This is a genomic window from Pseudomonas sp. PK-RTE-24 (assembly GCF_054052265.1).
This window is the reverse complement of sequence record NZ_CM133224.1, coordinates 277,566-299,747: the sequence shown is the minus strand read 5'-3', so window position 1 is coordinate 299,747 and position 22,182 is coordinate 277,566. Positions and strand designations below refer to the sequence as shown.

Sequence of the window (22,182 nt, the reverse complement as noted above, 5' to 3'; positions counted from 1 at the left end):
GCCCCAATGCGCTTCAACCTCTCCGAATGGGCGTTGCGTAATCGCCAGATCGTGCTGTTCCTGATGCTTTTGCTCGCCGTTGTCGGCGCGTTGTCCTACACCAAGCTCGGCCAGAGCGAAGACCCGCCGTTCACTTTCAAGGCGATGGTCATTCAGACCCGCTGGCCCGGTGCGACCGCGCAAGAAGTCTCGCGCCAGGTCACTGAACGGATCGAAAAGAAACTGATGGAAACCGGCGAGTACGAACGCATCATGTCGTTCTCCCGCCCCGGTGAATCCCAGGTGACCTTCATCGCCCGCGACTCGATGCACTCCAAGCAAATCCCCGATCTCTGGTATCAGTTGCGCAAGAAGGTCGGCGATATCCGCCAGACCTTGCCGCCGGGAATTCAGGGGCCGTTTTTCAACGATGAGTTCGGCACCACCTTCGGCAATATCTATGCGTTGACCGGTGACGGTTTCGACTACGCCGTGCTCAAGGATTACGCCGACCGCATCCAGATTCAGCTGCAGCGGGTTAAGGACGTCGGCAAGGTCGAACTGCTTGGGTTACAGGACGAGAAAATCTGGGTCGAGCTGTCCAACGTCAAACTCGCCACCCTCGGCTTGCCGCTGGCGGCAGTGCAGCAGGCGCTGGAGGAACAGAACGCGGTGTCCACGGCGGGGTTCTTTGAAACCGGCAGCGAGCGCTTGCAGCTACGCGTCTCGGGAAATTTTCAGACAGTCGATGAGATAAAGAACTTTCCGATCCGCGTCGCCGATCGTACGTTCCGTATCTCCGATATCGCCGATGTGCGTCGCGGTTTCAGCGACCCACCGGCGCCGCGCATGCGTTTCATGGGCGACGATGCGATCGGTCTGGCCGTGGCGATGAAGGACGGCGGCGACATTCTGGTGCTGGGCAAGGCGCTGGAGGGCGAGTTCTCGCGGATCCAGAAAAACCTCCCGGCCGGCATGCAGTTGCGCAAGGTGTCCGATCAGCCGGCAGCGGTAAAAACCGGCGTTGGCGAGTTCGTCCAAGTGTTGGTCGAGGCACTGGCGATCGTCTTGCTGGTGAGCTTCTTCTCTCTCGGTGTACGCACCGGCATGGTCGTCGCGCTGACCATTCCGCTGGTGCTGGCGATGACCTTCGCCTGCATGTATTACCTCGGCATCGGCCTGCACAAGATTTCCCTCGGTGCGCTGGTGCTGGCGCTGGGTCTGCTGGTGGACGATGCGATCATTGCCGTGGAAATGATGGCGATCAAAATGGAGCAGGGTTTCGACCGCATTCGCGCGGCGAGTTATGCCTGGACCAGCACCGCATTCCCGATGCTCACCGGCACGTTGATCACCGCCGCCGGCTTCCTGCCGATTGCCACTGCGCAGTCCGGCACCGGCGAATACACCCGTTCGATTTTCCAGGTGGTGACCATTGCCTTGCTCGCCTCATGGGTCGCGGCGGTCATGTTCGTGCCGTATCTGGGGGAAAAACTCCTGCCGGATCTGGCGAAAATTCATGCGGCGAAACACGGTACTGGCGATGGTCAGCCTGATCCGTATGCTACGCCGTTTTATCAGCGCGTCCGGCGTCTGGTGGAGTGGTGCGTGGCCCATCGCAAGACGGTGATCGTGCTCACCGTGGGCCTGTTTATCGCCTCGGTAATGTTGTTCCGTTTCGTCCCGCAGCAGTTCTTCCCGGCTTCGAACCGGCTGGAGTTGATGGTCGATCTGAAACTGGCCGAAGGTGTTTCGCTGGCCAATACCACCAGCGAAGTCAAACGCCTCGAAGCGCTGCTCAAGGAGCACGCCGGCATCGACAATTACGTGGCCTATGTCGGCACCGGCTCGCCGCGTTTCTACCTGCCGCTGGATCAGCAACTGCCGGCGGCGAGTTTTGCCCAGTTCGTGGTGTTGGCGAAAACCATCGAAGAGCGTGAAGCGCTGCGCAGTTGGTTGATCGAAACCCTCAACGAACAGTTCCCGGCCCTGCGTTCGCGGGTCACCCGTTTGGAAAACGGCCCGCCGGTTGGCTATCCGGTGCAGTTCCGCGTTACCGGTGAACACATCGAAGAAGTCCGTGCGTTGGCGCGCAAAGTGGCGGCAAAGGTTCGCGAGAATCCGCACGTGGTCAACGTGCATCTGGACTGGGAGGAGCCGAGCAAAGTTGTCTACCTGAATATCGACCAGGATCGCGCCCGCGCCCTCGGTGTGAGCACGGCCAATCTGGCGAAATTCCTGCAGAGTTCGCTGGTCGGCTCGACGGTCAGCCAGTACCGCGAAGACAACGAATTGATCGAGATTCTGCTGCGCGGCACCGTGCATGAGCGCACTGAGTTGTCGTTGTTGCCGAGCCTGGCGGTGCCGACGGATAACGGTCGCAGTGTGGCGTTGTCGCAGATTGCCACGCTGGAATACGGGTTTGAGGAAGGCATCATCTGGCACCGCAATCGGCTGCCGAACGTGACCGTGCGCGCCGACATTTACGGCAAGGAGCAGCCGGCGACGCTGGTCAAGCAGATCATGCCGACGCTGGACCCGATTCGCGCCGAATTACCCGATGGTTATCTGCTGGATGTGGGCGGCACGGTGGAGGATTCCGAGCGCGGGCAGAAATCGGTGAATGCCGGGGTGCCGATGTTCATTGTCGTGGTGCTGACCTTGCTGATGGTGCAGTTGCGCAGTTTCTCGCGCACGGCGATGGTGTTTCTCACCGCGCCACTGGGCCTGATCGGGGTGACGTTGTTTCTCATGGTGTTCAGGCAGCCGTTCGGGTTTGTGGCGATGCTCGGGACCATCGCGTTGTCCGGGATGATCATGCGCAATTCGGTGATTCTGGTGGATCAGATCGAGCAGGATATTGCTTCGGGGCTCAAGCCCTGGCAGGCGATTATCGAGGCTACGGTTCGGCGCTTCAGGCCGATTGTGTTGACGGCGCTGGCGGCGGTGCTGGCGATGATTCCGCTGTCGCGCAGTGTGTTTTTCGGGCCGATGGCGGTGGCGATCATGGGCGGGCTGATTGTGGCCACGGCGCTGACGCTGTTGTTTTTGCCGGCGTTGTATGCGGCCTGGTTTCGGGTGCGTAAGGAGGCTTGAGTTTTTGTGTCGTGGCGGCCTTCGGGCCGACCATGATTTGGGGGTTTTGGGTGTATATCCGTTGCTGCGGTAACGGCTGCTTAGGGTTCCGCCCTTACGGCGGGTCACCTTTTTCAAACGCCAAAAAGGTAACCCAAAAGGCTTGCTCCTGCGTTCGGCCCTCGCAGGCTCGGGTTCCTTCGCTCCGGGACTGATCCGGGCGCAGCGGCTCCGGTTTGCTTCGCTGCACCTACACTCGCTGTGTACGACTGCGTCGTACGGTCGCTGCGCTCCCACGCCCGGATCAATCCCTCCACTCAGCCTTCCGACGTCGCCGGTGGATCAAGATCAAAAGCACTCGAGCTTGCGCTCATTGTTGAGTGGGGCGGCTTCGCTGCTTTGCTTTTGTGGGAGCGAGCTTGCTCGCGAAGTCGGTCTGACAGCCAATTCATTTCGAATCGCCAATTCACGCTGCCTTCCTACAGCTTTTTCAGAGTCCTCCGATCTTGAGGCGCTGGCCGTCCAATGCTGTACTCCGGGTTCTGCTTTTCCGAGTCCTTGAGTCTGTCTGATGAAGAAACCACCGACATTAGCTGGCAGAACGGATCCTGTTTTCGACCTGTTGGCCCGCTCTCCCCACAAGCAACGACTTGCGGATTATCTGGCGCTGCTCAAGCCGCTCGATGATCAGGGGCGCTATCTGCCATTCGAGGCGTTGCGCTATCGCTGGGCGGCTGGGTTGGACGCGAATCTTTGTTGGGCGTTGGTGAAGAAGGCGCGGGCGGCCCAGTACATTCATTTGTTGCCGTTGGGCGAGCCGGTGCAGTGGGGCAAATACGTGCCAACGCCGTCGGCGCAGAAAACCTTGGCTGTGGTGGATCGTTACGCCAGTACGGCCGCGCTGGATTACATGACCAGTCAGATCGGCGAGCGGGCGCATTTCTCCTGTCTGCTCAATGACCTGATCGAAGACGAAGCCATCGCCAGTAGCCAGTTGGAGGGCGCGGCGACCACTACTCGTGTTGCCAAGGACATGCTCAAGCATCAGCGCCAGCCGCGGACGCCGGATGAGCGCATGGTAATGGGTAATTATCGAATGATGAATTTCGCTTGGGAAAAGCGTTATGAACCTCTGAGCATTGAGCTGATTGCAGAGATCCATCGAGTGGGTGTGGAGGGGATCGATGACGAGCAGTATTCCCCAGGATTGTTCCGGACCAATGATGAGGTGGTTGTTCAGGATGGTTCAGGCAACACCGTGCACCGACCACCTCCTGCTGCAGGATTGGTTGCGCGGTTGGCGAGGCTGTCCGCCTGGATCAACCGGCCCGCTGCCTCGATTCTGGACAAAAATTATCTGCATCCACTGACCAAGGCCGTGACGCTGCATTTCGCCATGGGTTATGAACATCCATTTCGCGACGGTAACGGGCGGGTCGCGAGAGCCTTGTTTTACTGGTTCATGTTCAAACATGAGTTCGCGGCGTTTCGCTACATTGCGATCAGTCTGCTGCTGCGCAATGCACCGGTGAAATACGGACGCTCCTACCTGCACACCGAGGCAGATGAGCTGGATCTGACTTATTTCATCGAGTTTCAATGCGCGGTTGTTTTGCGAGCCGTGGTCGGTTTTACATCTGTGTACCGCAAGAGTCTGGCAGACACTCAGGACTTTCAGCGCTGGCTGACGAGCTCTGGCGTAATTGCTCAACTGACGGAACGGCAGCGCGCGGTTTATCAGGTGGCTAAAAGCGGGGAGGCGAAGGAGTTTACGGCGAGCAATGTCGCGGAAAATTTTTCCTGCTCGGGTAGCGAGGCGGCGTCGATTCTGGAAGAGCTGGACCAATTGCAGCTTTTTGAGAGAAGGAAGATGGGGCGGGAGTGGGTGTTTTTTTTACGTAGTTCTTTACGTGGAGGCAAGCATGGGAGCGAATTGAATCGCCCCCATGTTGTAACGACTTAAAGCGTACCAAACACTTTCTTCGCCAGACTCGTCGCCGCAGCGGCCGGGTTCTGGCGGATGGTTTCTTCCTGTTTGCCGATCATCTCGAACAGGCCATTCAGCGCTTGCTCGGTGACGTAGTTTTCAACGTTGGCGCTCTTCGCATCGACAACGCCAAACGCAGCAGCCTGACCGGCGAACGAGTTGTACTTCTGCGCGACGCCGACCTTGTCGGTGGCTTGCTTGACGATGGGCAGGAATTTCGCGCGGATCTGTTCGCGGCTGGATTTGTTCAGGTATTGGGTGGCCGAATCATTGCCGCCGCTGAGGATGCCTTTGGCGTCGGCCACGCTCATTTTCTTCACTGCATCGACGAGGATTGGCTGGGCCTGGGTCACGGCGGATTCGGCGGCTTTGTTCATCGCGTTTTCCAGTTCTTCGACCTGGGCCCCCATGCCGAAGGCTTTCATCTTGCTCGCGGCTTTGCCGAGTTTGCCCGGCAGTTCGATTTTCACTTCGGGGTTATTGCTGAAGCCGCCCGGGGTGCCGAGTTGTTTCACGGCGATCTGGGCGCCTTGGGTCAGGGCGTCCTTGAGGCCGCCGGTGGCGTCTTGCTGGGACAGGTCGCTGAGCGACAGGGCCAGGGCGTTGGCGGAGATCAGCAAGCCGGCGCAGGCGGCGGCGAAGCGAAGGGTAGGGCGGCGCATGGCGTCTTCCTTTGGCGAGTGGATTAACGAACGGCGTCGACGCGGATTTTCAGCGGCTGCGGGTCGTTGCCGTCGAGTTGCACGGCGTGGTTTTCGGTGGTGATGAACATCAGCTCGCCGTTGACTTCAATGCGTGCGCTGATCGAATAACGATGGCCGGGTTTGACCTGCGCCGGATCGTAGCTCAAATGAAACGGCAGCGGCACCTGGCCTTTGATCGGGCCGTTCTGTTCGGCGAGGACGATGGCGGGTGCATCGGCCAGCGACACGTCTTGCAGGCTGACGCTCAGGGTCGCGCTCGGGGGCAGGGCGATGCGTTGCAGGTAGAAGACTTCGCCGTCGAGGCTGGCCTTGCCGGCGGGTGTGGTTGATTGGCAGGCGCTGAGCAGGGTGGCGGCAGCGAGGGTCAACAGTTTTTTCATGGGTGAATCTCCTTTCAATGTGGGAGCGAGCCTGCTCGCGAAAGCGCTGGATCAGTCAAAATAAATGGCGACTGACACTCCGTCTTCGCGAGCAGGCTCGCTCCCACAGGGGTAAGGCTTCAAGCCTCAGGCTGTGGCGTGATCTGATCCGCCGCATCTTCACTGCGGTGCAGCGCGACCTGGCGGATCGACAGGCGAATCTCCGCCGGCAGCACGCGCTTGGCCGCGCCTTCGGCCAGCTCGCCGAGCAGTTCGTGGTAGCTGAGCTTGCCGGCTTCGTCGCGGCGCAGGACGTCGAGGTCGAGCAGGGTCTGGATGAAGTGGCGGAACAGACTCTTGTCGAAGAATTCCGGCGCATTCAGGCCATGGAGGATCGACAGGCGCTGGGCCATCACTGTGCAGAGGTCTTCCAGCTCTTCGGCGCTGATGCTGTTCTGGCCGCTGTTGAGCAGCAGGGACACGGTCATGTAGAAGCGCTGCAGGGTCTGCGCGATGCTTTTCGACAGCAGCGTCAGCAGCACGAAATGCCGCGAACTCGGTGCTGGGCGCAGGTACAGGTCTTTCTCGAAACGTAGCAGGCCCTGCTCGACGAACGCTTCCAGCCACTGATCGATCACCGCGTCGAGTTCGTCCAGGCTCCAGCGGATGAACAATTCCGATTGCAGGTACGGATACAGCGCGCGGGTGTAGCGCAGGATCTGCTCGCGGCTCATGCGCGAGGTGCTCTGGAAGAAACTCGCCAGCAACGACGGCAGAGCGAAGATGTGCAGGACGTTGTTGCGGTAGTAAGTCATCAGGACCGCGTTCTGCTCGTCCAGATACAGAATCTTGCCCAGCGCATCGTTCTGCTCGGCGAGCAGATCCATGTCTTTCACATGCTCGATCAGCGCACGGCCGTCGCCTTCCGGCAAGGTGGTGTGCGACGAATAAGGGACTTTGCGCAGCAGCGCGAGATACAAGTCAAGCACCCGCGCCATGGCTCGATCATCCAGGGCCAGACGCGTGGTCGACAGCAGGGCCAGCGCTACCAGATTCACTGGATTGATCGCCGCCGCTTCGTTGAGGTGCCGGGCGACTTTCTCGCCGAGGCGGTTGGTGGTTTCGTTGAGCCACGCCGGTTTGAATTGCGGGCCGAGTTCCTGCTGGCGCCAGTCCGGTTGCTCGGCGTCAAGGAATTCCGCCAGTTTGATCGGCTCGCCGAAGTTGACCGCGACCTGACCGAAGCGCTGCTTGAGCGCGCCGATCACTTTGAAAATATCGAAGATCGACTCTTTCTTTTTGCTCGCGCCGCGCAGCTCACCGAGGTAGGTGCGGCCTTCGAGCACGCGCTCGTATCCGATGTACACCGGCACGAACACGATCGGCATCCGCGACGAACGCAGGAAACTGCGCAGGGTGATCGCGAGCATGCCGGTTTTCGGTTGCAGCATGCGCCCGGTGCGCGAGCGCCCGCCCTCGACGAAATACTCCACCGGGAAACCTTTGGTGAACAGCGTGTGCAGGTATTCGTTGAACACCGAGGTGTACAACGGATTGCCCTTGAATGTGCGGCGCATGAAGAACGCACCGCCGCGACGCAGCAGGCTGCCGATCACCGGCATGTTCAGGTTGATCCCGGCGGCGATGTGCGGCGGGGTCAGGCCGTTGCGGAACAGCAGATAGGAAAGCAGCAGGTAATCGATGTGGCTGCGATGGCACGGCACGTAAATCACTTCGTGACCCTGCGCGACGTTCTGCACACCTTCGATGTGATTGACCTTGATGCCGTCGTAGATCTTGTTCCAGAACCAGCTCAGCACCACTTCGAGAAAACGGATCGCGGTGTAGGTGTAGTCCGAAGCAATCTCGTTGCCATAGCGCAGGGCCTGGGCCTTGGCTTTTTCCGGGGAGATTTTTTCGCGCTCGGCTTCGTCGAGGATCGCCTGTTTGACCAGCGGCTGGTTGAGCAGGCCTTTGACCAGATTGCGCCGGTGGGAAATGTCCGGGCCGATCACCGCGGCTTTCAAGTTGCGGAAGTGCACGCGCAGGATGCGCTGGGCCATGCGCACGGTGCGTTCGTGGCCCTTGTTGTGATCGATCAGTTCGCGCAGGTGGATCGGCGCGGAAAACTGCACGCGGGTTTTACGCCCGAGGACGATGATGCTCAGCAGCCGGCGCAGGCGTCCGGTGACTGCCCAGCTGTCGGCGAACAACAGTTTCCACGGGCTGTTTTCGCTGTCTGGCGACTGGCCCCAGAACACGCTGACCGGAATGATCTGCGCGTCTTCGGCAGCGTTCTGCGTCAGCGCGCTGACCAGGCGGGTGAGAGTTGGCGGCGCACCGCGTTTGTCCTGGCGGCCGAGCCAGTCCGGGTCCGGCGTCAAATAGAAAAACGCCGCTGGTTCGATGAGTGAACCCACCGACACCGCCAGCACCGGGCGTGGCAGACCGGCCTTGGTGCACTCGGTGTCAACCACCGCCAGATCGGTCAGCGAAGGGTTTTGCAGGACGTAGAACACCGGACGACTGCGGTCGAGGTTAAGAGTGAACGACGACTGATTGATGGTCTCGGAGCGAACCCAGAGATACAACAGGCGGCGCAGGGTGCCAAACACAAGACGGCGGAACGGGGAACGGGTCATACGGCTTCTGCGTGAGTGGATAAAACCGAGCAGGCGCTCGGGGCGGACAGTTTGCCGTATTAGGCGAAAATCGGCAAAAAAGCGCCGAAGTAATCTCCTGTTGAGAGTTTCCGCACCTGTCATATACTCGGCGCTCTGTTGCCGGTGCCCTGTCATGGACGTCGGACGCAGGCTGACGTTCCTCTAAGGCTTTCCTGCGAAAAGCCCGTTCAATAATAAAAAAGGAGTATGAACAGATGGCAACACGCGAAACCGGCAACGTGAAGTGGTTCAACGACGCCAAAGGCTACGGCTTTATCCAGCGCGACGACGGCGTGGACGTGTTCGTGCACTACCGCGCGATACGCGGCGAAGGGCACCGCTCGCTGACCGAAGGTCAACAGGTCGAGTATGCGGTGATCACCGGCGAGAAGGGGTTGCAGGCTGAGGATGTTGTAGGCCTGTAACACAAACCTCCAGAACGCCAAAACCACTGTGGGAGCGAGCCTGCTCGCGAATGCGGTGTATCAGTCACCATTCATATCGACTGACACTGCGCATTCGCGAGCAGGCTCGCTCCCACATGGGCTCTACGTTGACCTGATTACACGGTCTTCCAGGTGATCTCTTCTTCTCCGTCTTCGCTGATGCGAATCCAGCGATCGGCGGTTTCTTCACCTTCTTCTTCGACCCACGTCCCCGGTGCGCAACGCACTTCGACGTTCAGCGCGGCAAAGGCTGCGCGGGCGCAGGCGATGTCGTCGTCCCAGGGGGTCTGGTCGCTTTCCAGGAACAGGCTGTTCCACTTGCCCACGGCTTTCGGCAGCCAGGTCACCGGCACGTTGCCGGCCTTGCACTTGTACGTCTGGCCTTTCTGCACCCAGTCGCTGCACGGGCCAAGCGCTTGGCCGAGCCAGGCGGCGATGGCCTTGTGGTCGACGTCGGCGTCTTTCAGGTAAATCTCGATGTCCGGTTGGCGCATGGATGTCCTCACTGCGGGTCTGAAAAATCCATTCGCGGATTTAGCCGGCCCCGGGCCTGTGCCCGGGACCAAAAGTTATTGAAGAACGAAATAATCGTAGCGCATCGACACGGTGGTCTCGAACGGTTCGGCCTGTTCGATCACCGCCGCACGACGCTCGGCACTGGCACGCCAGCCGTGAGGCGTCATCGCCAACAGGTTGGCGCGGTCCTCGGGCTTGTCCAGGGTCAGCTTGAATTCCAGGGTTTCGCTGTGCGCCAAAACCATGCCTTCCGGCACCAGGGCCAGGTGCTTGTCGTCGGTGTACTCGCGCACTTCGTCGTACAGGCGTTCGCGCAATTCCATCAGATGGCCACGGGTCGGGCCGACTTTCATCAGGCCGCCGCCGACGCTGAGCAGACGCTTGGCTTCCTCCCAATCCAACGGACTGAAGACGCTGGCGAGAAACTGGCAACTGCCTGAAGCCAATGGCACGCGGGCCATGCTGGCGATCAACCAGGTGATCGCCGGGTTGCGTTTGCAGGCGCGTTTGACCGCTTCGCGGGAGATGTCCAGCGCGTAGCCATCAGCGTTCGGCAAAGCTTCGGCGATTTGCGCGGTGTAGTAACCCTCGCCGCAACCGATATCGACCCAGCGCGCCGGCGCATAACTCGCCGCGAGTTCAGCCAGACGTTTGGCCACTGGCGCGTAATGCCCGGCGTTGAGGAAATCACGCCGCGCCTCGACCATGGCCTGATTGTCGCCGGGGTCGCGGCTGTTCTTGTGCTGCACCGGCAACAGGTTCAGATAACCCTGACGCGCACGGTCGAACCGATGCCCGGCGGGGCAGACCACGCCGTTCTCTACCGCGTTGAGCGGTTCACTGCAGATCGGGCACGCGAGCATCAGGCGAGCAACTTGATCAGGGTCTGGTAATAAATTTCCGTCAGCACGTCGAGATCCGCCGCCAGCACGCGCTCGTTGACCTGGTGAATGGTCGCGTTGACCGGGCCAAGTTCAACCACTTGCGTGCCCATGGTCGCGATGAAGCGGCCATCGGAGGTGCCGCCGCTGGTCGACGCCTTGGTCTCGCGACCGGTGATGTCCTTGATGCTCGACGATACCGCATCGAGCAGCGCGCCCGGTTCGGTGAGGAACGGCAGGCCGGACAGCGCCCAGTCGATGTGCCAGTCCAGATCGTGCTTGTCGAGAATATCGGCAACGCGTTTCTGCAGGCCTTCGACGGTTGATTCGGTGGAAAAACGGAAGTTGAACACCGCCACCAGATCACCGGGAATCACGTTGGTCGCGCCGGTGCCGGAATTGAGGTTGGAAATCTGGAAACTGGTCGGCGGGAAGAAGTCGTTACCGTGGTCCCAGTGCTCGGCGGCCAGCTCTGCCAGCGCCGGAGCGGCGAGGTGGATAGGGTTCTTCGCCAGATGCGGGTAGGCCACGTGGCCCTGCACGCCTTTGACCGTCAGCTTGGCGCCGAGGGAACCGCGACGGCCGTTTTTCACCACATCGCCGACCAGCGTAGTGCTCGACGGCTCGCCAACGATGCACCAGTCCAGACGCTCGTTGCGCGCGACCAGACGTTCGACCACAGCCTTGGTGCCGTGATGCGCCGGGCCTTCTTCATCGCTGGTGATCAGGAAAGCGACCTTGCCTTTATGGTTCGGATAGTCGGCTACGAAACGTTCAGCGGCGACGGTCATCGACGCCAGGCTGCCTTTCATGTCTGCTGCGCCACGGCCGCAGAGCATGCCATGTTCGTCGATCACGGCATTGAACGGATCAATCTGCCATGCGGTAACCGGACCGGTCGGCACCACGTCGGTGTGGCCGGCGAAGCACAGCACCGGACCGTCGTTGTTGCCGTGAGTGGCCCAGAAGTTATCCACATCTTCGATGCGCATCGGCTCCAGGGTGAAACCGGCATCGCCCAGGCGCTGCATCATCTGCTTCTGGCAGTCGGCATCGACCGGGGTCACGGAAGGACGGCGGATCAGGTCGATGGCCAGTTGAAGGGTCGGCGATAGGTCGGCGTGGGCCGTCATGGAAAACTCCGGGATCATGGGGTGTGAGCTTGGGCTTCTAATGTGGGAGCGAGCCTGCTCGCGAAAGCGGTCTACCAGGCACCTTAAAGGTTGAATGTTACAACGCCTTCGCGAGCAGGCTCGCTCCCACAAGGGACAGGGGTGGTCAGTCAGACCGGTTATCACGCCAAGCCCCGCAAAATGGCGGTTATCTTAAAGCAAAACGGCGACCATTGGCCGCCGTTTAGTGCTGCGTTGCGGATTTAGACGACCGGTGCCGGCTCAGCCTTGGCCGCTGGTTTGGGCAGCGACGACAGGAACGCCATGATCAGCGCCGCCAGATACGGCAGCGACTGCACCAGTAGCATGGTTACCCAGAAGCGCATGTCATTGCTCGGAATGCCCTGCACCAGGAAAATCCCCAGCGCCGCGCCCCACAGCAACAGCATGATGAACAGCTCCTCGCGAGCCTCGCTGATCGCCACCCAGAAGCCGTGGTTGTCGGCGTTTTTCGGCGTGCGGAAGAACGGAATGCTGCTGGTGAAGAAACCGTACAGCACCGCTTTGGCGATGGTGTGCGACAACGCCAGCCCGGCCAGTGCCGCGCAGAACGCATCTTTCAGATTCACGCCGACGGCGCGACGGTAGAGGAAGATGATCTTGCCGACCTTGAACACGAACAGCGCCAGTGGCGGGATCGCGAAAATCAGCAACGGTGGATCGACCCGTTGCGGCACGATGATCATCGCCGCCGACCACAACAGCGCGCCAACGGTGAAGAAGATGTTCATGCCATCGGCAACCCACGGCAGCCAACCGGCGAGGAAGTGATAGCGCTGACCACGGGTCAGTTCGGTGTCCTTGCCGCGCAGCAGGCTGCGGGTGTGGCGCTTGATGATCTGGATCGCGCCATAGGCCCAGCGGAAACGCTGTTTCTTGAAGTCGATGAAGGTATCCGGCATCAGGCCCTTGCCGTAGCTGTCGTGGCAATACGCCGCCGACAGGCCTTTCTCGAACACGCGCAAACCGAGTTCGGCGTCTTCACAAATGCACCAGTCAGCCCAGCCCAATTCTTCCAGCACCGAGCGGCGGGTCATGGTCATGGTGCCGTGCTGAATGATCGCGTCACGGTCGTTGCGGGTGACCATGCCGATATGGAAGAAGCCTTTGTATTCGGCGTAGCAGAGCTTCTTGAAGGTGCTTTCGTTCTGGTCGCGATAATCCTGCGGAGACTGCACCACGGCGATTTTCGGGTCGGCGAAGTGCGGCACCATGTGCTTGAGCCAGTTCGGGTGCACGCAGTAATCGGAGTCGATCACCGCAATGACTTCGGCGTCCTTGGCGGTGTGCGGGATCAGGTAATTCAGCGCGCCGCCCTTGAAACCGGCCAGCGGCGAAACGTGGAAGAACTTGAAGCGCGGGCCGAGGGTTGCGCAGTAGTCACGCACCGGTTCCCACACCGCCGGATCCTTGGTGTTGTTGTCGATGATCAGGACTTCGAAATCCGGATAATCGAGCGCGGCCAGGGCATCGAGGGTCTGTTTGACCATCTCTGGCGGCTCGTTGTAGCAGGGCACGTGGATCGACACTTTCGGTCGGTAGTCGGAATCTCCCAGCACCGGCAGGAATTCCCGACGGCGCTTGTGAATCCACACCGCTTCGGCCAGTTCATGGGCCTCGGTGAGCAGGACGATGAATACCCCGAGCGCACCGAGCGCGAGGAGAAATCCGACCGTGAGGCTGAACCACGTGCTGTATTGCTGGCTGTAGTCGTAACCGATGTACACCAGCACCGAGCCGCAGAGGAACGCGATAAAGGTCAGGAACGTACGACCGCGCTGGCGCAGGGCCGAGCCGTCGATCATCAGCAGGGTCAGCGACAGCAGCGCCAGCACCACTGAGCCGATCGCCAATACGCGCCATTGTGGAATCGCCACCACCGGGCCTTCGAAATTGAATTTCTGCTGACGCGCGGCGTTGAACACGCCCCAGTAGGCGCCGACCGAACCTTCATCGCTGGCCTTCCACGGTTGGTCAAACGCTTCGATCACGAAGTAGTTGAAGCCTTGGCGATTGAGCTTGTTGACCAGCGTGCGCAGATAAATTGCCTGATCTGCCGGCGATGCATCGGCGCCACCGCGCATGCGACCGTTGCTCGGCCAGCCGACCTCGGACAGCAGCAGCGGTTTTTTCGGAAAGAGTTTTTTCAGATCGCGGGCGCGGTCGAAGACGAACTGGCCGGCCTTGTCCACCGGAATGAATTCCCAGTAGGGCAAGACGTGGGCGGCGATCAAATCGACATGTTTGGCCAGTTGCGGGTATTTCTCCCAGATGTGCCATTGCTCGGAAGTGGTCACCGGTACTTTGACCGCAGCGCGCACCCGATCCAGCAGAACGATCAGGGCTTCCGGGGTGATTTCTTCACGAAACAGCGCCTCGTTGCCGACCACCACGCGTACGACGCTGCGCGAGGTGTTGGCCAGTTCGATGGCTTTGGTGATTTCCCGTTCGTTGCGTTCCTGGTCCGGGCTGATCCAGATGCCGAGGGTGACACGCAGGCCGAATTCCTCCGCCAGTTTCGGGATGTCTCCCAGCGAACCGTCGACCGAATAGATACGGATGTTGTCGGTCAGCTTGCTCATGATTTCCAGGTCACGGCGCATTTCATCGTCAGACGGATACTGATCCTTCTGTGGGAATTGCCCCTGCTGGAATGGCGAATACGAGAAGCCGGAGATTTGCTGCGGCCAGTTCGGCGCCGTGACCGGGCGATTGACCAGCGCCCAGAAACCGGTGAACAAGGCAGCGATGGCCAGCACCACCACCAGGTTGAGTCCAAATTTACGCGATGACATAGCTGTTTCGGGTTCCAAAGGCTGTGGAACGAAGGATCGGTCGGATAGACGCCCGAGGGGCGCGCATCCTACACCGGCGGTTAACCAGTCGTACAACTGACGGGAAAATGCCTGACATTGGGCAGCCGTCTCTGACTTAAGTTCTTACACTTGTCGCTTGCAGCTTAAAACTTGTCGCTGCGTAGCCCTATAATGCGCGCCGGTTTTTGGGGTAATGGTCATGAGTACAGAAGATCCGCGGTTTGCAGGCATCGCCCGGTTGTATGGCATCGAGGGCCTGGAACGCTTGCGCGCCGCCCATGTGGCGATCGTCGGCGTTGGTGGCGTCGGTTCCTGGGCGGCGGAAGCCATGGCCCGTTGCGGGGTGGGCGAGATCTCGCTGTTCGACCTTGATGACGTCTGCGTCAGTAATGCCAACCGTCAGTTGCACGCCTTGGACAGCACTGTCGGCAAACCCAAGGTCGAGGTGATGGCCGAGCGCCTGCGCGGGATCAACCCCGATTGCACGGTGCACGCCGTGGCCGATTTCGTCACCCGCGACACCATGGCCGAATACATCACGCCGAACATCGACTGCGTGATCGACTGCATCGATGCGGTGAACGCCAAAGCGGCGCTGATCGCCTGGTGCAAACGCCGCAAGATCCAGATCATTACCACCGGCGGCGCGGGCGGGCAGATCGACCCGACGCTGATTCAGGTTTGCGACTTGAACCGCACCTTCAACGATCCGCTGGCCTCGAAAGTCCGTTCGACGTTGCGCCGGGACTACGGCTTCTCCCGCACCGTGACCCGTCACTACAGCGTGCCGTGTGTGTTTTCCACCGAACAGCTGCGCTACCCGAAACCGGACGGCAGCATTTGTCTGCAGAAAAGTTTTGTCGGCGACGGCGTGAAGCTCGACTGCGCCGGCGGGTTTGGCGCGGTGATGATGGTTACCGCGACATTTGGCATGGTCGCGGCGACCAAGGCTGTGGACAAGATTGTGGCGGGGGTGCGGCGCCCTTCGGACCGAATAAAACCTCAGGTTTGAACGGTGAGGCTGATGACCTCATCGCTGGCAAGCCAGCTCCCACAGGTATTGGGTAAGTTCAGTGCATCTATGAACACCACCGAACCCTGTGGGAGCTGGCTTGCCAGCGATGGCGATTAACCGGCCAGCTCATTCATCCGCTGGAGCACCGCATTCAGGCCATTGCTGCGCGAAGGCGACAACTGCCGCGACAGTCCCAGCTGATTGAACCACTCCGGCAAATCCACCTGCTGCAACTCCGCCGCCGACAAGCCATTGACCCGCAACAGCAGCAACGCCACCAACCCGCGAATCATCCGCGCATCGCTGCTTGCCTTGAACTGCCAGTGCCCGTCGCGCAAATCCCCGACCAGCCACACCTGACTCTCACAGCCATGCACCCGGTTGGCCTCGCACTTTTGCGCGTCATCCAGCACCGGCAAGCGATCGCCAAACTGCATCAGCAGTCGCGCGCGCTGTTCCCAGCCCGCCGCATTGTGAAACGTCTGCAGGGCTTCGGTCGCTTCCACCGGCAGGCTCATCGCAACATCTCCAGCGCCTGGTCCAGCGCCTCGAAAAAGCGCTCCAGATCTTCCGAGTCGTTATACAGCGCCAGCGACACGCGAATCGCGCCAGCCAGTTCGAAGCTTTTCATCAGCGGCATGGCGCAGTGATGCCCGGCGCGCACGGCGATGCCTTGTTCGGTGAGCAGATGCGCCAGATCAGCGTTGTGCACGCCTTCGACGACAAAACTGGCCAGTGCCAGTTGCGGCTTGCCGAGCAGGCGAATGCCATTGCGGGCGGCGAGGCCGCGCAACAGATAGTCGTGCAGTGCCGCTTCATGGGCAGATACGGCGTCCTGATCCAAACCGGCCAAGTAGTCGAGGGTCGCTCCGAGGCCGATGACACTGGCGATTGGCGGTGTGCCAGCCTCGAACCCCAACGGCGCCGGGCGGAAGCGCGAATCCTGATAGTTGGCGTCCAGCACCATCTCGCCGCCGAACTGCCATGGCTGCAATTGCTCCAGCGCAGCGTTGCGTCCGAACAGCACGCCCAGTCCCTCAGGGCCGTAGAGTTTGTGGCTGGAAAACACATAGAAGTCGCAACCCAGCGCCTGCACATCATGCCGGCCGTGCACCACGCCTTGCGCGCCATCGACTACCGTCAGCGCGTTCTGCGCCTTGGCCATGCCGAGCAAAGCGGTCAGCGGTTGCCAGGCACCAAGGACGTTGGACAGCTGACTGACTGCCAGCAAACGCGTGCGCGGGCCGATCAGATGCACGGCAGCGGCGAGGTCGATCAGGCCGTCGGCATCCAGCGGCAGGATCACCAGTTTCAGGTTGCCGCGTTGCGCCAGTTGCTGCCACGGCAACAGGTTGGCGTGATGCTCCAGAGCGCTGATGACAATCTCATCGCCCGGCTCGAACAAATGTTCAAGACCGTAAGCCAGCAGATTCAAGGCACTGGTGGCGCCGTGCGTGAAAATTATCTGCCCGCTGTCACCGGCATTCAGCCATTGACCAACCTTGCGCCGACTGTCTTCGAACGCTTGCGTCGCGTGAGCACCGGGCAGGTGTTGCGCACGATGCACATTGGCCGCGCCGTTGGCGTAGTAATGCGTCAGTGCGTCGAGCAGGGCCTGGGGTTTTTGCGTGGTGGCGGCGTTGTCCAGATAGGTCTGGTCTTGCCGTTGCAGGGCGGCGATGGCCGGGAAATCGGCGCGCCAAGGGGAGGGGATCATCATGGGTTCAGCCCTGTGAAATTGGGCGGGGTGTACGCCAAACCTTGTGGGAGCGAGCCTGCTCGCGACAGCGTCCTTGAGGACGCCAGAAGCTTCGCGAGCAGGCTCGCTCCCACAGGAGGTCGATGTGCTGCTTAGTTGTGAGCGTGCAGCGCTTCGTTCAGTTCGATCGCCGATTTGTGGGTCTTGCACTCCACAGCACCGGTTTCCGAATTACGACGGAACAGCAGGTCAGTCTGACCAGCCAGCTCGCGCGCCTTCACAACCTTGACCAGATTGTTGTGCTCGTCCAGCAGCGCAACCTTGGTGCCGGCGGTCACGTACAGGCCCGATTCCACAGTGTTGCGGTCGCCCAGCGGAATGCCGATACCGGCATTGGCGCCGATCAGGCAGCCTTCACCGACCTTGATCACGATGTTGCCGCCGCCCGACAGGGTACCCATGGTCGAGCAACCGCCGCCCAGGTCCGAACCCTTGCCGACGAATACGCCAGCGGAAACGCGGCCTTCGATCATGCCCGGGCCTTCGGTGCCGGCGTTGAAGTTGATGAAACCTTCGTGCATGACGGTGGTGCCTTCGCCGACATAGGCGCCCAGACGCAGACGTGCAGCATCAGCGATACGCACGCCGGCCGGTACCACGTAGTCGGTCATCTTCGGGAACTTGTCCACGGAGAACACTTCCAGCAGCTCGCCGCGCAGACGTGCTTCGAGTTGCATTTCCGCCAGTTCGCTCAGGTCGATCGCGCCCTGGCTGGTCCACGCCACGTTCGGCAGCAGCGGGAAGATACCGGCGAGGCTGACGCCGTGCGGCTTGACCAGACGGTGCGAGAGCAGATGCAGCTTGAGGTAGGCCTCAGGCGTGGAGGTCAGTTGCGCGTCTTCGGCCAGCAGCGTGGCGACCAGCGGCTTGTGGCTTTCAGCCAGGCGAGTCAGAAGCTTGCCTTGCACAGCGTCGATGCCTTTCACGGCTTCAGCCAGTTGCGCAGCCTGGGCGGTGGTGAAGGTGATGGCCTGGTTGCCTTCGGTGTAACCGAGGATCGGCGCAACAGCCGCGACCAGTTCGGCCGAAGGATTGAGCAGTGGCTGGGCGTAGAACACTTCCAGCCATGCGCCTTGACGGTTCTGGGTGCCGACACCAAAGGCGATGCTGAACAGGGAATTGGACATGTGAATACCTCTACAAAGAGTGACGGGCTGCTTACTTCAGAGCGGCCGCGTAGATATCTGGCTTGAAGCCAATCAGGGTTCGGTCACCGAGATCGAGCACCGGGCGCTTGATCATCGAGGGTTGTGCGAGCATCAGTTCGATGGCTTTCGCTTGGTCGAGATCGGCTTTGCGTTCGTCGTCGAGTTTGCGAAAGGTCGTGCCGGCGCGGTTCAGCACGGTTTGCCAGCCGTGCTCGTCGCACCATTGGGTCAGGTGCTCACGGTCAATGCCGGCGGTCTTGTAATCGTGAAAGTCATAACTGACAGCGTGTTCATCGAGCCAGGTGCGCGCCTTTTTCATGGTGTCGCAGGCTTTGATGCCGAAAAGGTGCAACGTTTTACTTGAAACGGCCAAGGAATCGCCCCCTTTACAGGTGCTGGAAAAAAATGGTGACGGATTATGCCATGACCGGACGGTTTCGTCGGCCACGGTTGTCGTAACGCTGTAAAACCTGTGGGAGCGAGCCTGCTCGCGAAGAGGCCACATCAATCAATATCTCTGTGTGCTGAACGACCGCTTTCGCGAGCAGGCTCGCTCCCACAAGGGGGTCGCGTTCCGGTCGTGCGACATAGGTGCAACGGTCAGCCACAGCCTAAGGCGCTAATATGGCAGTTCAACGCTGTCGATCGCCTGAGATTTTCGTTTTATGCAAACTGCTTACACCGTCCTGATCCTGCTGATGCTGGTCAGCGTCTCGCGACTGGTCGGGCGGGTTATCCCGCTGCCGTTGCCGCTGGTGCAAATTGCTGCCGGTGCCTTGCTCGCCTGGCCGACGCTTGGCCTGCACGTCGCCCTCGATCCCGAATTGTTCCTGTTTCTGTTCCTGCCGCCGTTGTTGTTTTCCGATGGCTGGCGCATGCCCAAACGCGCCTTTTGGCAATTGCGTGGACCGATCCTGACCCTGGCCGTCGGCCTTGTTCTGTTCACCGTGGTCGGTGCCGGTTATTTCATTCATTGGCTGTTGCCAACTATTCCGCTGCCAGTGGCCTTCGCCCTTGCCGCGGTTTTGTCACCGACGGACGCCGTGGCGGTTTCAGCGATTTCGCAGAACCGTCTCCCCACGCCGCTGATGCACATCCTCCAGGGCGAGGCGCTGATGAATGACGCCTCAGGCCTGGTGACCTTCAAATTCGCCCTCGCTGCAGCGATCACGGGCGTGTTTTCGCTGACCAATGCCAGTCTGACCTTCGTCGCGGTGGCCCTCGGTGGCCTGGCTGTGGGTGTAGCGTTGAGCTGGCTGGTCGGGCGTCTGCGAGCGTGGATGATCGCCCGGGGCTGGGACGATCCGGCCACTCACGTGGTGTTCATGTTGCTGCTGCCGTTCGCCGCTTATGTACTGGCCGAACGTTTGGGCGCTTCAGGGATTCTCTCGGCGGTGGCGGCGGGGATGATGCAAAGCTGGCTCGACCTGCTGCCGCGCCAGACCAGCACGCGGCTGCTCAACCGCAGCGTTTGGGCGCTGCTCGAATTTGCGTTCAATGGCTTGATCTTCCTGCTGCTTGGCCTGCAATTGCCAGACATCATCAAGGCCGTGGTCAGCCATGAGCCGACGCTGTGGCCAACGTTGTTCTATCGCTGCCTCGATGTGCTGGCGATTTTCGTCGCGCTGGTGCTGCTGCGGTTCATCTGGGTGCAAAGCATCTGGCGCTTGTCGGTGTTGCTGCGCCGACTGCGCGGCAAGGGCGAGCTGACCCAAGTGCCGACGGCGCGTTCATGCTGGTTGCTGACGGTGGGCGGTGTGCGCGGGGCGGTGACGCTGGCAGGCGTGATGTCGGTGCCGATGCTGATCGGCGCCGAGGCTTTTCCTGAACGCGACTTGCTGATTTTCATTGCTGCCGGGGTGATTCTGCTGTCGCTGGTCTCGGCCTGTATCGCGCTGCCCTTGCTGCTGCGCGGCATCGACAAAAGTCCCGACGACAAGCGTCGTCAGGAAGTGCGCGACGCCTGGCGCAAGACGGCCGAAGCGGCGATTCACTCGCTGGAAACCGAAGAAGTCGTCCCACAGGATGCCGCTCAAGCAGCGCTGGCGGCAGAGCTCAAGGCGCGGATCATGTCCGAATATCGCCATCAACTTGATGTGTTCAATGATTCTGCCGAGGCTCAGGCGCTGGCATTCCAGATGGATCTGCTTGAGCGTCGCCTGCGTTTGAAAGCGCTGCGCGCGCAACGCCTGGAACTCTACAGCCTCAGTCGTCAGCACCAGATCGGTGATGACGTGTTGCGAGAAGTGCTCGGCGAACTGGATTTGAGCGAGGCCAATCTGGGCCAGGTCAAATAACCGCTTGAGCGCTTGCAGCAGGGGGCTGCCGCAAGCGCTCCGAGATCACTTCTGGCGGGTGATGAAGTCACGAATCCGTTCGGCGGCTTCGACGCATTCCGCCAGCGGCGCAACCAGTGCCATACGCACACGGCCGGCGCCAGGATTGACGCCATCGACATCGCGAGACAGATACGAGCCCGGCACCACGGTCACGTGTTCCTGTTCGAACAGATCGCGGCAGAACGCCGCATCATCGCCCTGCACATTCGGCCACAGATAGAAGCTGCCGTCCGGGCGCTGTACGTCCAGCACCGGGCTGAGGATGTTCAGCACCGCATCGAACTTCTCGCGATACAGCGCACGGTTGGCGCGCACATGCACTTCGTCATTCCACGCGGCAACGCTGGCCAGTTGGGTTTGCACTGGCATCGCACAGCCGTGGTAAGTGCGATAGAGCAGGAAACCCTTGAGGATGTCGGCATCGCCGGCAACGAAGCCTGAACGCAGGCCTGGCAGGTTGGAGCGCTTGGACAGGCTGTGAAAGACCACGCAGCGCTTGAAGTCATTCCGGCCGAGTTCGACGCAAGCACTCAGCAGGCCCGGCGGCGGCGTCTGTTCGTCGAAGTACAGTTCGCTGTAGCACTCGTCGGCGGCAATCACGAAGTCGTATTGATCAGCCAGGGCGATCAGCTTCTTCAGGGTCTCAACCGGAATCAGCGCGCCGGTCGGGTTGCCCGGCGAGCACAGGAACAGGATCTGGCAGCGCTGCCAGATGTCTGGCGAAACGGCGTCGAAGTCCGGGTTGAAGCCGTTTTCATCCAGGCATGGCAGGTAATGCGGCTTGGCCCCGGCGAGGAACGCCGCGCCTTCGTAGATCTGATAGAACGGGTTGGGGCTGACCACCAGCGCATCGTCACCACGATTGACCACGGTCTGGGTAAAGGCGAACAGCGCTTCACGGGTGCCGTTGACCGGCAGCACGTTGCGCGCCGGATCGATCCAGCCGTTCGGCACACCAAAACGACGCTCGCACCAGCCGGCGATGGCTTCGCGCAGGGCCGGAATGCCGAGGGTAGTCGGGTACACCGCCATCTGATCCAGACTGTTTGCCAGCGCTTCGGCGACAAAACTCGGCGAACGGTGTTTCGGCTCGCCGATCGACAGGGCGATCGGGCGTTTGTCCGGGTTCGGCGTAACGCTGCCGAGCAGGGCGCGGAGCTTTTCGAACGGGTACGGCTGGAGCTGGTTCAGAGCGTTGTTCATTGGGGCCTCTTTTAAATGCTCAAGAGCTTTCTGTGGCGAGGGGCTTTATCCCCGTTGGGCTGCGCAGCGGCCCCAAAACCATCACTGCGGTTCAACTGAATGTCCGCATACACAGGTTTT

Annotated in this window: 17 protein-coding genes; 5 read left to right on the top strand and 12 right to left on the bottom strand. The window is 60.6% G+C overall.

Annotated features, from left to right (window positions below):
* Nucleotides 1-6 precede the first annotated feature (6 nt).
* Together ACV8MC_RS01415 and ACV8MC_RS01410 are read left to right on the top strand one after the other, a co-directional pair.
* On the top strand, nucleotides 7-3,075 hold the full coding sequence (locus ACV8MC_RS01415; protein WP_041478146.1) for an efflux RND transporter permease subunit: 3,069 nt from the start codon (nucleotides 7-9) through the stop codon (nucleotides 3,073-3,075).
* A gap of 550 nt (nucleotides 3,076-3,625) precedes the next feature.
* A complete protein-coding gene (locus ACV8MC_RS01410) occupies nucleotides 3,626-5,017 on the top strand; it encodes a Fic family protein (RefSeq protein ID WP_457264231.1) in 1,392 nt (463 codons plus the stop codon).
* On the opposite strand, the gene ACV8MC_RS01405 is transcribed toward ACV8MC_RS01410, so the two are convergent.
* The 3 genes from ACV8MC_RS01405 to plsB all read right to left on the bottom strand — a co-directional run bounded on the left by ACV8MC_RS01405 (nucleotide 5,014) and on the right by plsB (nucleotide 8,746).
* Complete coding sequence (locus ACV8MC_RS01405; RefSeq protein WP_236168071.1) at nucleotides 5,014-5,703, bottom strand: DUF4197 domain-containing protein; 690 nt, start codon at nucleotides 5,701-5,703, stop codon at nucleotides 5,014-5,016. The genes ACV8MC_RS01410 and ACV8MC_RS01405 overlap by 4 nt on opposite strands.
* Before the next feature lie 23 nt (nucleotides 5,704-5,726).
* Nucleotides 5,727-6,125, bottom strand: coding sequence for a YbaY family lipoprotein (locus tag ACV8MC_RS01400; protein WP_095180479.1), 399 nt, complete (start codon nucleotides 6,123-6,125; stop codon nucleotides 5,727-5,729).
* 119 nt (nucleotides 6,126-6,244) lie between these two features.
* The gene (plsB, locus tag ACV8MC_RS01395) at nucleotides 6,245-8,746 is read right to left on the bottom strand and encodes a glycerol-3-phosphate 1-O-acyltransferase PlsB (RefSeq protein WP_457264229.1); all 2,502 of its coding nucleotides are present in this window, start codon (nucleotides 8,744-8,746) and stop codon (nucleotides 6,245-6,247) included.
* A gap of 236 nt (nucleotides 8,747-8,982) precedes the next feature.
* On the opposite strand from plsB, the gene ACV8MC_RS01390 reads away from it, so the two are divergent.
* Nucleotides 8,983-9,192, top strand: coding sequence for a cold-shock protein (locus ACV8MC_RS01390; protein ID WP_016771489.1), 210 nt, complete (start codon nucleotides 8,983-8,985; stop codon nucleotides 9,190-9,192).
* A gap of 137 nt (nucleotides 9,193-9,329) precedes the next feature.
* Here ACV8MC_RS01390 and ACV8MC_RS01385 read toward each other — a convergent pair whose 3' ends face one another.
* From ACV8MC_RS01385 to ACV8MC_RS01370, 4 genes are all read right to left on the bottom strand, one after another.
* Nucleotides 9,330-9,707: a hypothetical protein gene (locus ACV8MC_RS01385; RefSeq protein WP_056783189.1), complete on the bottom strand. Its 378-nt coding sequence runs from the start codon at nucleotides 9,705-9,707 to the stop codon at nucleotides 9,330-9,332.
* Nucleotides 9,708-9,782: 75 nt separating this feature from the next.
* Entirely contained in the window at nucleotides 9,783-10,592 is an 810-nt protein-coding gene (locus ACV8MC_RS01380; protein WP_305382298.1) for a putative RNA methyltransferase, read from the bottom strand.
* Nucleotides 10,592-11,743 (bottom strand): succinyl-diaminopimelate desuccinylase, encoded by a 1,152-nt coding sequence (gene dapE / locus ACV8MC_RS01375; protein ID WP_076566099.1) that lies wholly within the window; start codon nucleotides 11,741-11,743, stop codon nucleotides 10,592-10,594. Before dapE ends, ACV8MC_RS01380 begins: the two co-directional genes overlap by 1 nt.
* Before the next feature lie 242 nt (nucleotides 11,744-11,985).
* Nucleotides 11,986-14,577 carry a glycosyltransferase gene (locus ACV8MC_RS01370; protein ID WP_457264226.1) on the bottom strand — a complete coding sequence of 864 codons (2,592 nt, stop codon included), beginning with the start codon at nucleotides 14,575-14,577 and terminating at the stop codon, nucleotides 11,986-11,988.
* A 214-nt stretch (nucleotides 14,578-14,791) separates the two neighbouring features.
* Between ACV8MC_RS01370 and tcdA the strand changes: the two genes are divergently transcribed.
* A complete protein-coding gene (tcdA, locus tag ACV8MC_RS01365; RefSeq protein WP_457264225.1) occupies nucleotides 14,792-15,610 on the top strand; it encodes a tRNA cyclic N6-threonylcarbamoyladenosine(37) synthase TcdA in 819 nt (272 codons plus the stop codon).
* A gap of 116 nt (nucleotides 15,611-15,726) precedes the next feature.
* On the opposite strand, the gene ACV8MC_RS01360 is transcribed toward tcdA, so the two are convergent.
* The 4 genes from ACV8MC_RS01360 to ACV8MC_RS01345 all read right to left on the bottom strand — a co-directional run bounded on the left by ACV8MC_RS01360 (nucleotide 15,727) and on the right by ACV8MC_RS01345 (nucleotide 18,839).
* On the bottom strand, nucleotides 15,727-16,131 hold the full coding sequence (locus ACV8MC_RS01360; protein ID WP_457264223.1) for a SufE family protein: 405 nt from the start codon (nucleotides 16,129-16,131) through the stop codon (nucleotides 15,727-15,729).
* A complete protein-coding gene (locus tag ACV8MC_RS01355) occupies nucleotides 16,128-17,333 on the bottom strand; it encodes an aminotransferase class V-fold PLP-dependent enzyme (protein WP_252883251.1) in 1,206 nt (401 codons plus the stop codon). Before ACV8MC_RS01355 ends, ACV8MC_RS01360 begins: the two co-directional genes overlap by 4 nt.
* A 131-nt stretch (nucleotides 17,334-17,464) precedes the next feature.
* Complete coding sequence (gene dapD, locus ACV8MC_RS01350; RefSeq protein WP_003222105.1) at nucleotides 17,465-18,499, bottom strand: 2,3,4,5-tetrahydropyridine-2,6-dicarboxylate N-succinyltransferase; 1,035 nt, start codon at nucleotides 18,497-18,499, stop codon at nucleotides 17,465-17,467.
* A gap of 31 nt (nucleotides 18,500-18,530) precedes the next feature.
* Nucleotides 18,531-18,839, bottom strand: a complete 309-nt coding sequence (locus ACV8MC_RS01345; RefSeq protein ID WP_050977860.1) for an arsenate reductase — start codon at nucleotides 18,837-18,839, stop codon at nucleotides 18,531-18,533.
* Between the two features lie 346 nt (nucleotides 18,840-19,185).
* Here ACV8MC_RS01345 and ACV8MC_RS01340 point away from each other — a divergent pair, with 346 nt between their 5' ends.
* Complete coding sequence (locus ACV8MC_RS01340; protein ID WP_236168064.1) at nucleotides 19,186-20,817, top strand: Na+/H+ antiporter; 1,632 nt, start codon at nucleotides 19,186-19,188, stop codon at nucleotides 20,815-20,817.
* Between the two features lie 45 nt (nucleotides 20,818-20,862).
* Here the strand turns inward: ACV8MC_RS01340 and dapC are convergent, their stop codons facing one another.
* Complete coding sequence (gene dapC / locus ACV8MC_RS01335; RefSeq protein WP_457264221.1) at nucleotides 20,863-22,062, bottom strand: succinyldiaminopimelate transaminase; 1,200 nt, start codon at nucleotides 22,060-22,062, stop codon at nucleotides 20,863-20,865.
* Nucleotides 22,063-22,182: the final 120 nt, after the last annotated feature.